The 12,751-nt window shown below is 43.5% G+C and carries 22 protein-coding genes; all 22 read left to right on the top strand.

Translation table 11 applies throughout. The annotated features are described in order from the left end of the window. The first annotated feature begins 87 nt into the window (after positions 1 to 87). The 22 genes from rpsL (at position 88) to rplR (ending at position 12,743) form a co-directional block, all read left to right on the top strand. On the top strand, positions 88 to 507 hold the full coding sequence (gene rpsL, locus GQF01_RS14850) for a 30S ribosomal protein S12 (RefSeq protein ID WP_028557500.1): 420 nt from the start codon (positions 88 to 90) through the stop codon (positions 505 to 507). Positions 508 to 551: 44 nt separating this feature from the next. Continuing rightward, complete coding sequence (gene rpsG / locus GQF01_RS14845; protein WP_145669486.1) at positions 552 to 1,022, top strand: 30S ribosomal protein S7; 471 nt, start codon at positions 552 to 554, stop codon at positions 1,020 to 1,022. A 39-nt stretch (positions 1,023 to 1,061) separates the two neighbouring features. Next, positions 1,062 to 3,137: an elongation factor G gene (gene fusA / locus GQF01_RS14840; protein WP_161407567.1), complete on the top strand. Its 2,076-nt coding sequence runs from the start codon at positions 1,062 to 1,064 to the stop codon at positions 3,135 to 3,137. Positions 3,138 to 3,176: 39 nt separating this feature from the next. Next, the gene (gene tuf / locus GQF01_RS14835) at positions 3,177 to 4,367 is read left to right on the top strand and encodes an elongation factor Tu (protein WP_145669490.1); all 1,191 of its coding nucleotides are present in this window, start codon (positions 3,177 to 3,179) and stop codon (positions 4,365 to 4,367) included. A gap of 239 nt (positions 4,368 to 4,606) precedes the next feature. Further along, positions 4,607 to 4,915 (top strand): 30S ribosomal protein S10, encoded by a 309-nt coding sequence (gene rpsJ, locus GQF01_RS14830; protein WP_028557496.1) that lies wholly within the window; start codon positions 4,607 to 4,609, stop codon positions 4,913 to 4,915. A gap of 45 nt (positions 4,916 to 4,960) precedes the next feature. Further along, positions 4,961 to 5,584 (top strand): 50S ribosomal protein L3, encoded by a 624-nt coding sequence (gene rplC, locus GQF01_RS14825; RefSeq protein WP_029196463.1) that lies wholly within the window; start codon positions 4,961 to 4,963, stop codon positions 5,582 to 5,584. Positions 5,585 to 5,600: 16 nt separating this feature from the next. After that, on the top strand, positions 5,601 to 6,227 hold the full coding sequence (rplD, locus tag GQF01_RS14820) for a 50S ribosomal protein L4 (RefSeq protein WP_127457541.1): 627 nt from the start codon (positions 5,601 to 5,603) through the stop codon (positions 6,225 to 6,227). After that, complete coding sequence (gene rplW / locus GQF01_RS14815; protein WP_127457540.1) at positions 6,224 to 6,514, top strand: 50S ribosomal protein L23; 291 nt, start codon at positions 6,224 to 6,226, stop codon at positions 6,512 to 6,514. The genes rplD and rplW overlap by 4 nt, the downstream gene beginning before the upstream one ends. A gap of 30 nt (positions 6,515 to 6,544) precedes the next feature. Continuing rightward, positions 6,545 to 7,375 carry a 50S ribosomal protein L2 gene (gene rplB, locus GQF01_RS14810; protein WP_161407566.1) on the top strand — a complete coding sequence of 277 codons (831 nt, stop codon included), beginning with the start codon at positions 6,545 to 6,547 and terminating at the stop codon, positions 7,373 to 7,375. 48 nt (positions 7,376 to 7,423) lie between these two features. Next, complete coding sequence (gene rpsS, locus GQF01_RS14805) at positions 7,424 to 7,702, top strand: 30S ribosomal protein S19 (RefSeq protein WP_029196461.1); 279 nt, start codon at positions 7,424 to 7,426, stop codon at positions 7,700 to 7,702. 31 nt (positions 7,703 to 7,733) lie between these two features. Continuing rightward, on the top strand, positions 7,734 to 8,066 hold the full coding sequence (gene rplV / locus GQF01_RS14800; RefSeq protein ID WP_145669494.1) for a 50S ribosomal protein L22: 333 nt from the start codon (positions 7,734 to 7,736) through the stop codon (positions 8,064 to 8,066). A 13-nt stretch (positions 8,067 to 8,079) separates the two neighbouring features. Further along, the gene (rpsC, locus tag GQF01_RS14795) at positions 8,080 to 8,742 is read left to right on the top strand and encodes a 30S ribosomal protein S3 (protein WP_079418013.1); all 663 of its coding nucleotides are present in this window, start codon (positions 8,080 to 8,082) and stop codon (positions 8,740 to 8,742) included. Between the two features lie 3 nt (positions 8,743 to 8,745). After that, positions 8,746 to 9,180 carry a 50S ribosomal protein L16 gene (rplP, locus tag GQF01_RS14790; RefSeq protein WP_161407565.1) on the top strand — a complete coding sequence of 145 codons (435 nt, stop codon included), beginning with the start codon at positions 8,746 to 8,748 and terminating at the stop codon, positions 9,178 to 9,180. Beyond that, positions 9,170 to 9,367 carry a 50S ribosomal protein L29 gene (gene rpmC / locus GQF01_RS14785; RefSeq protein ID WP_028557487.1) on the top strand — a complete coding sequence of 66 codons (198 nt, stop codon included), beginning with the start codon at positions 9,170 to 9,172 and terminating at the stop codon, positions 9,365 to 9,367. The genes rplP and rpmC overlap by 11 nt, the downstream gene beginning before the upstream one ends. A gap of 27 nt (positions 9,368 to 9,394) precedes the next feature. Next, on the top strand, positions 9,395 to 9,658 hold the full coding sequence (gene rpsQ, locus GQF01_RS14780; protein ID WP_079418009.1) for a 30S ribosomal protein S17: 264 nt from the start codon (positions 9,395 to 9,397) through the stop codon (positions 9,656 to 9,658). Positions 9,659 to 9,693: 35 nt separating this feature from the next. Continuing rightward, a complete protein-coding gene (rplN, locus tag GQF01_RS14775) occupies positions 9,694 to 10,062 on the top strand; it encodes a 50S ribosomal protein L14 (protein WP_028557485.1) in 369 nt (122 codons plus the stop codon). A 55-nt stretch (positions 10,063 to 10,117) separates the two neighbouring features. Further along, complete coding sequence (gene rplX / locus GQF01_RS14770) at positions 10,118 to 10,471, top strand: 50S ribosomal protein L24 (RefSeq protein ID WP_209856245.1); 354 nt, start codon at positions 10,118 to 10,120, stop codon at positions 10,469 to 10,471. Between the two features lie 33 nt (positions 10,472 to 10,504). Then, the gene (rplE, locus tag GQF01_RS14765) at positions 10,505 to 11,047 is read left to right on the top strand and encodes a 50S ribosomal protein L5 (protein WP_145669497.1); all 543 of its coding nucleotides are present in this window, start codon (positions 10,505 to 10,507) and stop codon (positions 11,045 to 11,047) included. Between the two features lie 36 nt (positions 11,048 to 11,083). Continuing rightward, positions 11,084 to 11,269 carry a type Z 30S ribosomal protein S14 gene (locus tag GQF01_RS14760; RefSeq protein WP_029196455.1) on the top strand — a complete coding sequence of 62 codons (186 nt, stop codon included), beginning with the start codon at positions 11,084 to 11,086 and terminating at the stop codon, positions 11,267 to 11,269. A gap of 33 nt (positions 11,270 to 11,302) precedes the next feature. Beyond that, on the top strand, positions 11,303 to 11,701 hold the full coding sequence (gene rpsH, locus GQF01_RS14755; RefSeq protein WP_056834171.1) for a 30S ribosomal protein S8: 399 nt from the start codon (positions 11,303 to 11,305) through the stop codon (positions 11,699 to 11,701). 29 nt (positions 11,702 to 11,730) lie between these two features. Continuing rightward, entirely contained in the window at positions 11,731 to 12,273 is a 543-nt protein-coding gene (gene rplF / locus GQF01_RS14750) for a 50S ribosomal protein L6 (protein ID WP_145669501.1), read from the top strand. Positions 12,274 to 12,374: 101 nt separating this feature from the next. Continuing rightward, positions 12,375 to 12,743 carry a 50S ribosomal protein L18 gene (gene rplR, locus GQF01_RS14745; protein WP_145669503.1) on the top strand — a complete coding sequence of 123 codons (369 nt, stop codon included), beginning with the start codon at positions 12,375 to 12,377 and terminating at the stop codon, positions 12,741 to 12,743. Positions 12,744 to 12,751: the final 8 nt, after the last annotated feature.

Here is a 12,751-nt window from a genome sequence, read left to right as displayed (position 1 = left end):
CTTTCTCTTTGCTCATTTATGACTCGCCTGGATCTGTGGGCTTGCAAGAAATTTATCATGTTATGAATGTAGGGAGGAGGTGGCGATATGCCAACAATTAACCAACTAGTACGTAAAGGTCGTCAAGCGAAGGTGGATAAGTCTAAATCACCAGCTTTGCAAAAAGGTTTTAACGCTTTGAAAAGAGAAGCAACGGATTTGAGTGCACCTCAAAAACGTGGTGTCTGCACGCGTGTAGGTACTATGACTCCTAAGAAGCCTAACTCCGCACTTCGTAAATATGCTCGTGTTCGTTTAACGAACCGTGTAGAGGTGACAGCATACATTCCAGGTATCGGTCACAACCTGCAAGAGCACAGTGTTGTATTGATCCGTGGAGGTAGAATTAAAGATCTTCCAGGGGTACGTTATCACATCGTGCGTGGCGCGCTGGATACTTCCGGTGTTAACAACCGTAAGCAATCCCGTTCCAAATACGGTACTAAACGTCCGAAAGTTAAAAAATAAGAAATAATAATCAGGGATGATTCTTATGAGAAAGGGGGATAACTATGCCTCGTAAAGGTCCAGTTACTCGCAGAGACGTATTGCCAGATCCAATTTATAATAGCAAACTTGTTACTCGTCTTATCAATCGTATTATGGTTGATGGAAAAAGAGGGACAGCACAAACTATTCTTTACAACGCTTTTAACCTCGTGAAAGATCGTACAGGTAAAGAGCCGATGGAAGTGTTTGAAACTGCTATCAAAAACATCATGCCAGTACTAGAAGTTAAAGCTCGCCGTGTTGGTGGAGCAAACTATCAAGTACCTATCGAAGTAAGACCTGATCGTCGTTCGACATTAGGTTTGCGTTGGTTGGTAAACTACTCCCGCCTACGCGGTGAGAAGACGATGGAAGAAAGATTAGCTTACGAAATTATCGATGCTAGCAACAGCACAGGTTCTTCCGTTAAGAAACGTGAAGATACACACAAAATGGCTGAAGCTAATAAAGCATTCGCTCATTATCGTTGGTAGAATAAAAAAACTGATTAAAGAAAGGAGACATAACGACCTATGGCTAGAGAGTTCTCCTTAAAAAACACACGTAATATCGGGATCATGGCTCATATTGATGCTGGTAAAACGACAACAACAGAGCGCATTCTGTACTATACTGGTAAAGTTCACAAAATCGGTGAGGTGCACGAAGGTGCAGCGACGATGGACTGGATGGAGCAAGAGCAAGAGCGCGGAATCACGATTACTTCCGCCGCTACAACTGCGCAATGGGAAGGTCACCGCATCAATATCATCGATACCCCGGGACACGTTGACTTTACCGTTGAGGTAGAGCGTTCCCTTCGTGTGTTGGATGGAGCAGTTGGTGTATTTAGTGCGAAAGAGGGCGTTGAGCCTCAATCCGAAACAGTTTGGAGACAAGCTGATAAATACAACGTTCCTCGTATTGCTTACGTAAACAAAATGGATATCATCGGTGCAGACTTCCTGCAAGTTGTTGAATCCATGCGTCAAAAACTTGGTGCAAATGCTGTTGCTATTCAACTTCCGATCGGTGCTGAAAGTGATTTCAAAGGCATCATCGACCTAGTTGATGAAGTGGCGTATATGTACAAAGACGATCTTGGCAAGGATATCGAGAAAGTTGAAATTCCTGCTGAGTTCAAAGATCAAGTTGCAGAACTTCGTTTGGAACTGATCGAGAAAGTTGCTGAGCTTGATGAAGAGCTTACAATGAAATATCTCGAAGGTGAAGAACTAACTGTCGACGAGATCAAAGGAGCTCTACGTAAAGGTGTCTGTGAAGTGAAAATCTTCCCAGTTATCGTAGGATCTTCTTACAGAAACAAAGGTGTTCAATTGATGCTGGATGCAGTTATTAACTACCTTCCATCACCACTTGATGTACCTGACATTAAAGGTGTACTTGACGATGGTACTGAAGTGGTTCGTAAGTCTGCTGATGATCAACCTTTCTCAGCGCTTGCATTCAAAATCATGACAGATCCTTTCGTTGGTCGTCTTACGTTCTTCCGTGTTTACTCTGGTACCTTGAACTCCGGTTCCTACGTTGTTAACGCAACGAAAGGCAAACGTGAGCGCGTTGGTCGTATCCTGCAAATGCATGCGAACAGCCGTCAAGAGATCAGCATTGTATACGCTGGTGACATCGCCGCGGCCGTTGGATTGAAAGATACAACGACTGGTGATACACTTTGTGATGAGAAAAACCCAGTTATTCTTGAGAAAATGGTCTTCCCTGAACCGGTTATCCAGCTTGCTGTTGAACCGAAGACGAAAGCCGACCAAGACAAAATGGGTATCGCATTGCAAAAGCTTGCTGAAGAAGATCCTACTTTCCGTGCTTCCACAGACGAAGAAACAGGACAAACGATCATCGCTGGTATGGGTGAGCTTCACCTTGAGATCCTCGTTGACCGTATGCTTCGCGAGTTCAAAGTAGAAACCAATGTAGGTAAACCACAAGTTGCTTATCGTGAAACGTTCCGCGCAGCAGCTAAAGTTGAGGGTAAATTCGTACGTCAATCCGGTGGCCGTGGTCAATACGGACATTGTTGGGTTGAGTTTGAACCTCAAGAAGCTGGTACAGGTTTCATTTTCGAGAGCAAAGTAGTGGGCGGATCTATTCCAAGAGAATATATCGCACCTATTCAATCTGGTATCGAAGAGTCCATGAAAAACGGTGTAATCGCAGGATTCCCGCTTGTGGATATCAAAGCTACAGTTGTTGATGGATCTTACCATGATGTTGACTCCAATGAAATGGCGTTCAAAATCGCGGGTTCCATGGCACTTAAAGCTGCGAAAGAAAAATGTAAACCGGTTCTTCTTGAGCCAATCATGAAGGTTGAAGTTACTGTACCAGAAGAGTACATGGGCGATGTTATGGGTGACCTTAACTCCCGTCGTGGACGTATCGAAGGTATGGATAACCGTCATGGCGCACAAATCATCCGTGCTAAGGTGCCTTTGTCTGAAATGTTTGGATATTCCACAACACTTCGTTCAAGAACACAAGGCCGTGGTGTTTACTCCATGGAACTTTCACATTATGAAGAAGTACCTAAGTCCATTGCAGAAGAAATTATTGCAAAAGGCAAAGGCGCTTAATATAAAACTAATAGTCACTCTAAGGAGGAATCGTTTAAAATGGCAAAGGCTAAATTTGAACGTAACAAACCGCATGTTAACATCGGTACTATCGGTCACGTTGACCATGGTAAAACAACTTTGACAGCTGCTATCACAACTGTATTGTCCAAAAGATACGGTGGAGCTGCAGTAGCTTTCGACCAAATCGATAAAGCACCAGAAGAGCGCGAGCGCGGTATCACAATCTCCACAGCTCACGTTGAGTACGAAACTCCTAACCGTCACTACGCACACGTAGACTGCCCAGGACATGCTGACTATGTTAAAAACATGATCACTGGTGCTGCTCAAATGGACGGAGCGATCCTGGTTGTATCCGCAGCTGACGGCCCAATGCCGCAAACGCGTGAGCACATCCTTCTTTCCCGTCAAGTAGGCGTACCTTACATCGTAGTATTCCTTAACAAATGTGACATGGTTGAAGACGAAGAGTTGCTTGAATTGGTTGAGATGGAAGTTCGCGACCTTCTTAACGAATACGAGTTCCCAGGCGATGATACTCCAATCATCCGCGGAGCTGCTCGTGAAGCTCTTCAAAACCCAGATGGCGCATGGGCTGATAAAATTGTTGAGTTGTTTGAACAAGTTGACACTTATATCCCAACTCCTGAGCGTCAAACTGACAAACCGTTCCTTATGCCTGTTGAGGATGTATTCTCAATCACTGGTCGTGGAACAGTTGCTACAGGTCGTGTTGAGCGTGGAACTGTTAAAGTTCAAGAAGAAGTTGAAATCGTTGGTATCGCTGAAGAAACTCGCAAATGCGTAGTAACAGGCGTTGAGATGTTCCGCAAATTGCTTGACTCCGCTCAAGCTGGTGACAACATCGGTGCCCTTCTTCGTGGTGTTGACCGTAAAGATATCGAGCGTGGACAAGTACTTGCGAAACCAGGTTCTGTTAAACCACACACGAACTTCACAGCTCAAATCTACGTACTAACTAAAGAAGAGGGTGGCCGTCACAAACCTTTCTTCACTGGTTACCGTCCACAGTTCTACTTCCGTACAACTGACGTAACAGGTATCATCAACCTTCCAGAAGGTACTGAAATGGTTATGCCAGGTGATAACATCACAGTTACAGTTGAACTGATCAACCCAATCGCAATCGAAGAAGGAACTCGTTTCGCGATTCGTGAAGGCGGACGTACTGTTGGTGCGGGCGCGGTTGCTACAATTCAAAAGTAATCCCTTTATATAGAAGAAACACTCATCGTTTAGGCGGTGGGTGTTTTTTTTATGCGAATGCCTAAAATAAGCTTGCATTTCGTTTTTAAATTTTATATAATATAAAACGTTGGTCTGTGACGTTGCGATGATGCGAAAGGTTGCCGACACACCTGGCCCCTTTGCCATGGGGAAGGATGTTGGAGAATTTTCGCGGAGTATGTCCGATACTAAATTGGGCGATAGAAGGAGGGACTTATATGGCAAAGCAAAAAATTCGTATCCGTTTGAAAGCTTATGATCACAGAATCATTGATCAATCAGCTGAGAAAATCGTGGAAACTGCCAAGCGTTCCGGTGCAGGTGTATCCGGTCCGATTCCGCTTCCGACAGAGAAGCAAATCATCACGATTCTTCGTGCGGTGCACAAGTACAAGGATTCGCGTGAGCAATTCGAAATGCGTACGCATAAGCGTCTTATCGATATTGTGAATCCAACACCACAAACAGTTGATGCTCTGATGCGTCTAGACTTACCGTCTGGCGTTGACATCGAGATCAAACTGTAAAACAACTATAGAATGAACGTTTAGGAAGGAAATGAGGTGTCAACGATGAAAGGTATCTTAGGAAAAAAACTTGGGATGACACAGTTGTTTACTCCGGAGGGTAATGTAGTTCCGGTAACTGTCATTCAAGCGGGACCATGTGTGGTACTGCAAAAGAAAGATGTGGACAACGACGGTTATGAGTCGATCCAAATCGGTTTTGATGATGTTAAAGCTAGCAGAATCATTAAACCAGAGCTTGGCCATGCGAAAAAAGCAGGGGCAACGCCTAAGCGCTACGTTAAAGAAATTCGTGGCATTCAGTTGGGTGACTATGAAGTTGGTCAAGAACTGAAAGCAGATCTGTTCACAGAGGGCGAATTCGTTGATGTAACGGGTACTTCCAAAGGTAAAGGTTTCCAAGGTAACATCAAAAGACATAACCAATCCACGGGCCCTATGGCACACGGATCACGTTATCACCGCGGACCAGGTTCGATGGGTTCCATTCAAGCAAACCGAGTTCCTAAAGGTAAGAAATTGCCAGGGCACATGGGTAACGAAACAGTAACTTTGCAAAATTTGCAAATCATTAAAGTAGATGCTGAGCGTAATGTATTGCTAGTTAAAGGTTCCATTCCGGGTCCTAAAAACAGCTACGTTAGCGTGAAGTCTGCTGTTAAAAAGTAAGAAAGGAGGAAGACAGATGCCAAAAGTAGCTTTATATAATGTAACAGGTGCTCAGGTAGGAGAAGTTGAACTGTCTGACGTTGTTTTCGGAATTGAGCCTCACGTTCATGCGATTCACGAAGCTGTTCTTTTGCAACAAGCAGCTGTGCGTCAAGGAACTCACAAAACAAAAGGTCGTTCGGAAGTTCGCGGCGGTGGTCGTAAACCTTGGAAACAAAAAGGAACAGGCCGTGCTCGTCAAGGTAGTATTCGTGCTCCACAGTGGAAAGGCGGCGGTACCGTATTCGGACCAACTCCTCGTAGCTATGGTTTCAAATTGCCAAGAAAAGTTCGTCGTTTAGCGATTAAATCCGCTTTGTCCTCGAAAGTTCTTGATAACAACTTGATCGTATTGGATCAGCTTCAATTGAATGCTCCTAAGACGAAAGAATTTGTAGCAATCTTGAACAACCTGAAAGTTGATCGCAAAGTATTGGTTGTAGGTGTTGATAACGACTCCAACGTTGCTTTGTCCGCTCGTAACATCCCAGGTGTGAAATTCGTTGCTGCTAATGGTGTAAATGTTCGTGATGTCATGTTATATGACAAATTGATCATTACGCAGGAAGCTGTACAGAAAGTTGAGGAGGTGCTTGCACAATGAAAAATCCACGCGACATTATCAAGCGCCCGATCATCACTGAGCGTACAAGCGACCTAATGGCTAATAAAAAGTATGTTTTCGAAGTGGATCTTCGCGCTAACAAAACAGAAATTAAACAAGCTATCGAAGCAATCTTCAAAGTAAAAGTTACAAATGTAAACACATTGAGAATGCCAGCTAAGCCTAAACGTTATGGCAGACACTCCGGCTACACTTCCATTTGGAAAAAAGCTATCGTGTCCCTAAGCGCAGAAAGCAAAGAATTGGAATTCTTTGAATCGGTATAACCCATTTCTTAAAGTTAGGAGGAAATCAGAGTGCCAATTAAAAAATATAAACCAACCTCACCAGCTCGACGTGCGATGTCGGTTTCTACTTTTGAAGAAATCACAACATCAACACCGGAGAAATCGTTGCTTGCTCCTCTGTTCAAGCATGCTGGTCGTAATAACCAAGGTAAAATTACGGTTCGTCACCATGGTGGTGGACACAAACGTAAATACCGTATCATCGATTTCAAACGTAATAAAGATGGAATACCAGGACGCGTTGCTACAGTTGAGTACGATCCTAACCGTTCCGCGAACATCGCATTGATCCATTATGCAGATGGCGAGAAAAGATACATCATCGCTCCTAAAGGTCTTAAAGTGGACGATCGCATCGTATCTGGACCGCAATCCGACATCAAAGTAGGTAACGCTCTTCCATTGGAAAACATTCCAGTTGGTACAGTTATCCACAACATTGAGTTGAAACCTGGTAAAGGTGCACAGTTAGTACGTGCAGCTGGAACAGAAGCTCAATTGCTTGGTAAAGAAGAAACTTACGTAACTATCCGCCTTTCATCTGGTGAAGTTCGTAAAGTCCTTAAAGTTTGCCGCGCAACAATCGGTTCTGTTGGTAACGAAGATCACGAACTCGTGAAAATCGGTAAAGCAGGACGTAATCGTTGGAAAGGCAATCGTCCACAAGTTCGTGGGGTCGTAATGAACCCGAATGATCACCCACACGGTGGTGGTGAAGGACGCGCACCAATCGGACGTAAATCACCTATGTCTCCATGGGGTAAACCGACGCTTGGCTTCAAAACTCGTAAAAAAGGTAAAGCATCCGATAAATACATTGTACGTCGTCGTACGAAGTAATCTAGGATATACGAATTCTCTTAAGGTTCAAGGAAGGGAGGAACACCCATGGGTCGCAGCTTAAAGAAAGGTCCATTTATTGATGGATACTTACTGAAAAAAGTAGAAGACTTGAACACATCCAGTAAAAAACTGGTTATCAAAACGTGGTCCCGTCGTTCTACAATTTACCCGCAATTCGTTGGTCACACTTTCGGAGTGTACGATGGAAGAAAACACGTGCCTGTATACGTAACTGAAGATATGGTTGGACATAAGCTCGGTGAATTTGCTCCAACACGTACTTACAAAGGTCACGATGACGATAAGAAAACCGGTAAACGCTAATTTCAATTTTTAACCGAGAGGAGGTACTACCATGCAAGCTAAAGCAATATTGAACCACGCTCGGATTGCTCCTCGTAAAGCAAAGCTAGTTGTTGACTTGATTCGGGGAAAAGCGGTAGGTGAAGCGATCGCAATTCTGCGTCATACGCCTAAAGCAGCTTCTCCAATCTTGGAGAAACTTCTAAACTCCGCAATTGCCAATGCAGAGCATAACTACTCATTAGATCCTAATAACCTAGTGGTTTCTGAGACGTTTGTTAACCAAGGACCAACAATGAAAAGGTTCCAACAACGTGCAATGGGCCGTGCTAGCGCGATCAAAAAACGTACCAGCCACATTACAATCGTGGTATCTGAAAAATAAGGAGGGATAACGTGTGGGTCAGAAAGTAAACCCGGTAGGCTTTAGAATTGGTATTATTCGTGATTGGGAGTCCAAATGGTTCGCAGAGAAAGATTTCGGAACTCTGTTGCTTGAAGATGTCAAAATCCGCGAATACTTGAAGAATAAACTTAAAGATTCCGCAGTTTCCCGATTCGATATCGAGCGCGCGGCTAACCGTGTGAACGTTACGATTCATACTGCAAAACCAGGAATGGTTATTGGTAAAGGCGGAGCTGAAGTTGAAGTTATTCGCAACTACATCGCTGCTATGTCCAATAAAAAAGTTCACATCAACATTTCTGAAATCAAAAGCCCTGACCTTGATGCTATTCTAGTAGCTGAAGCAGTTGCACTTCAATTGGAACGTCGTGTTTCTTTCCGTCGTGCGATGAAACAAGCTATGCAAAGAACAATGAGATCTGGCGCTAAAGGTATTAAAGTAGCAACTAGCGGACGTCTTGGCGGTGCTGAGATTGCTCGTACGGAAGGATATAGCGAAGGAACTGTTCCACTTCATACGCTTCGTGCGGATATCGACTATGGTACTGCTGAAGCAGCCACTACTTATGGACGTATCGGTGTAAAAGTATGGATTTATCGTGGAGAAGTACTTCCGCCAGCTAAGAAAAAGGCTCAGCCGGAAGGAGGAATTTAAATCATGTTAGTACCTAAACGTGTAAAACACCGTAAAGAACACCGCGGTAGCATGAAGGGTCGCGCTAAAGGCGGTACGGAAGTAGCTTTTGGCGAATATGGTCTGCAAGCGGTAGAACCGGCTTGGGTCTCCAACCGTCAAATCGAAGCAGCACGTATTGCCATGACACGTTATATCAAACGTGGCGGTAAAGTTTGGATTAAAATCTTCCCAGCTAAACCAGTTACACAAAAACCGCTTGAAGTTCGTATGGGTAGTGGTAAAGGTAACGTTGAGAAATGGGTTGCTGTAGTAAAACCGGGTAAAATTTTGTTTGAACTTGCTGGTGTTAGTGAAGAGGTCGCTCGTGAAGCGATGCGTCTTGCTGCTCACAAGCTTCCAATCAAAACGAAATTCGTGAAAAGAGAAGAAGTAGGCGGTGAAGCAAATGAAGGGTAGTGAATTCCGGAACTTAACCACTGCTGAAATTGAGCAAAAAGTTAATGGTTTTAAAGAAGAACTCTTTAACCTCCGTTTTCAACTAGCTACTGGTCAATTGGACAACCCGACTCAAATTCGTGATTTGCGTAAAGAGATCGCTCGTGCCAAGACTATTTTGCGTGAAAGAGAATTGGGGATTGGGTAACCAAATCTAGAAGGGAGGGTTCCTTAGATGGCTGAACGTAACGATCGTAAAGTCCTGATCGGTAAAGTTGTCAGCGATAAAATGGATAAAACCATTGTTGTTGCTGTTGAAACTTACAAAAAACATGATCTCTATCACAAGAGAATCAAGCATACGAAAAAGTTTAAAGCACATGATGAAAACAACCAAGCTAAAATTGGTGACACTGTGAAAATCAGTGAAACTAGACCTTTGTCCAAAGATAAATCTTGGAGATTGGTTGAAGTAATTGAAGTTGCTGTTGTTATCTAATATTATAGACATGAACCTCGAAAGGAGGGACTACGATGATTCAACCATTTACTCGTTTGGCTGTCGCTGACAACTCAGGTGCGAAACAATTAATGTGTATCCGCGTTTTGGGTGGTACTGGTCGTCGCGTTGGTCACATTGGTGATTTGATCGTCTGTTCAGTAAAAGAAGCAACACCAGGTGGCGTTGTCAAAAAAGGTGACGTTGTTAAAGCAGTTATCGTTCGTACGAAGAGCGGAGCTCGTCGTAAAGACGGTTCATATATCTCATTCGATGAGAATGCAGCTGTTATCGTGAAAGAAGATAAAAGCCCACGCGGCACACGTATCTTTGGACCAGTAGCGCGCGAACTTCGTGACAGAGACTTCATGAAGATCGTATCCTTGGCTCCAGAAGTTATCTAAGAACAGTTACGATGTTTGTTTTCCTAACGGGAAACCTCAGGAGGTGTAGAAGCTAATGCCAAGAACTAAAAAGAGATTAGAATCTCATAACAATAAACTGCACGTGAAAAAAGACGATACGGTTTTTGTAATCACTGGTAAAGACAAAGGTAAGAAGGGCCGTGTAATCGCTGCTTATCCTCGTCAAAACCGTGTACTGGTTGAAGGTGTAAACATGGTTAAGAAACATGCGAAACCATCCCAACAAAACCCACAAGGCGGTATCTTGAATCAAGAAGCTGCAATCCACGTTTCTAACGTGATGCTGATTGATCCTAAGAGCGGCAAACCTACTCGCGTAGGATACAAAGTATTGGATAACGGAACGAAAGTTCGTATCGCGAAAAAATCCGGCGAAGTTATCGATTAATACAAACAAGCATGGAAAGGAGGCCAATGAGTCATGGCAGTAAGACTGAAAGATCGTTATTTGAACGAAATTACTCCAGCGTTAATCCAAAAGTTTAACTACTCAACAGTTATGCAAGTTCCTAAAGTCGAGAAAATCGTTATCAACATGGGTGTTGGTGAGGCTGTATCGAACTCCAAAGTACTTGACACTGCAGTAGAAGATCTTCAAAAAATCGCTGGTCAAAAACCAGTTGTAACTAAATCCAAAAAAGCAATCGCGGGTTTCAAACTTCGTGAGAACATGCCAATCGGTGTGAAGGTTACACTTCGCGGCGAGCGCATGTATCATTTCTTGGATAAACTTTTCAACGTATCACTTCCACGTGTACGTGACTTCCGCGGTATTTCCAACAAGGCTTTTGATGGCCGTGGAAACTACACGCTTGGTTTGAAAGAACAACTCATTTTCCCTGAAATTGAGTATGATAAGGTTGATAAAGTGCGTGGTATGGATATCGTTATCGTAACAACGGCTAAGTCCGACGAGGAAGCTCGCGAGCTTTTAACACAACTCGGAGCGCCTTTCGTTAAATAGGTTCCAGGTCGTACCTATCAGGAGGTGTTATATTAAGTGGCAAAAACTTCGATGAAAGTCAAACAACAACGTACCCCGAAGTTTAAAGTGCAAGCATACACACGTTGTGAGCGCTGCGGACGTCCGCATTCAGTGCTTCGCAAGTTCAAAATTTGTCGGATTTGTTTCCGCGAATTAGCACATAAAGGTCAGATTCCAGGCGTTAAAAAAGCAAGCTGGTAATCACCCTATTTTCGGGAAGGAGGTTTACACAAAATGGTCATGTCAGATCCAATTGCAGATATGCTAACTCGCATTCGTAATGCGAATATCGTACGTCATGAAACAGTTGAAATTCCCGCGTCAAAAGTGAAGAGGGAAATCGCTGAAATCCTTAAAAAAGAAGGATTTATCCGTGATGCTGAGTACGTTGAAGATAGCAAACAAGGTATCATCCGTTTGTTCCTGAAATATGGTTCAAACAATGAGCGTGTTATCTCTGGTTTGAAAAGAATTAGTAAACCAGGTCTACGCGTTTATACAAAATCACAAGAAGTCCCTCGTGTATTGGGCGGATTAGGGATTGCCATCATCTCCACATCTAAAGGAGTTATGACGGATAAAGATGCTCGTCAATCCAAAGCTGGCGGAGAGGTTATCTGCTACGTTTGGTAATACAATTGTAATTGAATGGAGGTGCAAACATGTCTCGTATTGGTCGTAAACCAATCACCATTCCAAGTGGTGTAAATGTAACACTAGAGAATACTCAAATCACGGTTAAAGGCCCTAAAGGTTCTTTGTCCCGTGAACTTCATAAAGATATGAAAGTAAGTGTTCTAGAAAACGAGATTTCCGTTGAGCGTCCTTCCGATAACAAACTCCACCGTGCTTTGCATGGTACAACACGTAGTGTTGTTGCCAACATGGTAAGTGGCGTAACGGAAGGCTTTGCGAAATCTTTGGATCTAGTAGGCGTAGGTTACCGTGCTAACAAAAGCGGTGACAAATTGGTTCTCAACGTTGGGTACTCCCATCCAGTTGAAATCACTCCAGAGAGCGGTATTGAGTTCGAAGTTCCTTCGAATACAAAAATTATCGTTCGCGGAATTGATAAAGAACGCGTTGGTGCTATGGCAGCTAAAGTTCGTTCCGTACGTGAGCCTGAGCCGTATAAAGGTAAAGGGATCAAGTATGAAGGCGAGCGCATCCTTCGTAAAGAAGGTAAAGCTGGTAAGAAGAAATAAGATCGTAAGATCGCGAGTAATAGCTAAAAGTTCTCTCGAGAGAACTTGCTACGTAAGCATAAGCCTCGCATCATAAGATGATGAAAGGAGTGTAAGTATAGATGATTACTAAAAGCGATAAAAACAAAGCTCGTTTGAAAAGACACCTTCGTGTTCGTAAGAAAATTGAAGGTACAACTGTTCGTCCGCGCTTAAATATTTTCCGTTCTTCCAAACACATGTATGCTCAATTGATCGATGATACAACGGGTGTAACAATCGTTGCAGCATCAACTCAAGATAAAGATCTGAAAAGTGATATTGGTAACGGTGGTAACGTAGAAGCTGCTCGTAAAGTTGGTGCATTAATCGCTCAACGCGCGAAAGAAAAAGGTTTTAACCAAGTGGTTTTTGACCGCGGTGGATACCTTTATCATGGACGTGTTCAAGCATTGGCCGACGCAGCTCGTGAAGCTGGACTAGAATTCTAGGAAAAACA

The sequence above is a fragment of the Paenibacillus silvestris genome (assembly GCF_009882985.1).
In the GTDB taxonomy this organism is placed as follows: Bacteria; Bacillota; Bacilli; order Paenibacillales; family NBRC-103111; genus Paenibacillus_E; species Paenibacillus_E silvestris.
The sequence above is the reverse complement of the archived record's forward strand: the minus strand, read 5'-3'. Positions and strand labels throughout refer to the sequence as shown.

Excerpts from the sequence above, each read along its gene's own strand:
- rplD (WP_127457541.1), top strand. The coding sequence starts at position 5,601 with ATGCCAAAAGTAGCTTTATATAATGTAACAGGTGCTCAGGTAGGAGAA.
- fusA (WP_161407567.1), top strand. The coding sequence starts at position 1,062 with ATGGCTAGAGAGTTCTCCTTAAAAAACACACGTAATATCGGGATCATG.
- rpmC (WP_028557487.1), top strand. The coding sequence starts at position 9,170 with ATGAAGGGTAGTGAATTCCGGAACTTAACCACTGCTGAAATTGAGCAA.
- rplW (WP_127457540.1), top strand. The coding sequence starts at position 6,224 with ATGAAAAATCCACGCGACATTATCAAGCGCCCGATCATCACTGAGCGT.
- rpsS (WP_029196461.1), top strand. The coding sequence starts at position 7,424 with ATGGGTCGCAGCTTAAAGAAAGGTCCATTTATTGATGGATACTTACTG.
- rplV (WP_145669494.1), top strand. The coding sequence starts at position 7,734 with ATGCAAGCTAAAGCAATATTGAACCACGCTCGGATTGCTCCTCGTAAA.
- rpsL (WP_028557500.1), top strand. The coding sequence starts at position 88 with ATGCCAACAATTAACCAACTAGTACGTAAAGGTCGTCAAGCGAAGGTG.
- rpsQ (WP_079418009.1), top strand. The coding sequence starts at position 9,395 with ATGGCTGAACGTAACGATCGTAAAGTCCTGATCGGTAAAGTTGTCAGC.
- rpsJ (WP_028557496.1), top strand. The coding sequence starts at position 4,607 with ATGGCAAAGCAAAAAATTCGTATCCGTTTGAAAGCTTATGATCACAGA.
- rplX (WP_209856245.1), top strand. The coding sequence starts at position 10,118 with ATGCCAAGAACTAAAAAGAGATTAGAATCTCATAACAATAAACTGCAC.
- tuf (WP_145669490.1), top strand. The coding sequence starts at position 3,177 with ATGGCAAAGGCTAAATTTGAACGTAACAAACCGCATGTTAACATCGGT.
- rpsH (WP_056834171.1), top strand. The coding sequence starts at position 11,303 with ATGGTCATGTCAGATCCAATTGCAGATATGCTAACTCGCATTCGTAAT.
- rplR (WP_145669503.1), top strand. The coding sequence starts at position 12,375 with ATGATTACTAAAAGCGATAAAAACAAAGCTCGTTTGAAAAGACACCTT.
- rplP (WP_161407565.1), top strand. The coding sequence starts at position 8,746 with ATGTTAGTACCTAAACGTGTAAAACACCGTAAAGAACACCGCGGTAGC.
- rplN (WP_028557485.1), top strand. The coding sequence starts at position 9,694 with ATGATTCAACCATTTACTCGTTTGGCTGTCGCTGACAACTCAGGTGCG.
- rpsG (WP_145669486.1), top strand. The coding sequence starts at position 552 with ATGCCTCGTAAAGGTCCAGTTACTCGCAGAGACGTATTGCCAGATCCA.
- rplC (WP_029196463.1), top strand. The coding sequence starts at position 4,961 with ATGAAAGGTATCTTAGGAAAAAAACTTGGGATGACACAGTTGTTTACT.
- rplF (WP_145669501.1), top strand. The coding sequence starts at position 11,731 with ATGTCTCGTATTGGTCGTAAACCAATCACCATTCCAAGTGGTGTAAAT.
- rplE (WP_145669497.1), top strand. The coding sequence starts at position 10,505 with ATGGCAGTAAGACTGAAAGATCGTTATTTGAACGAAATTACTCCAGCG.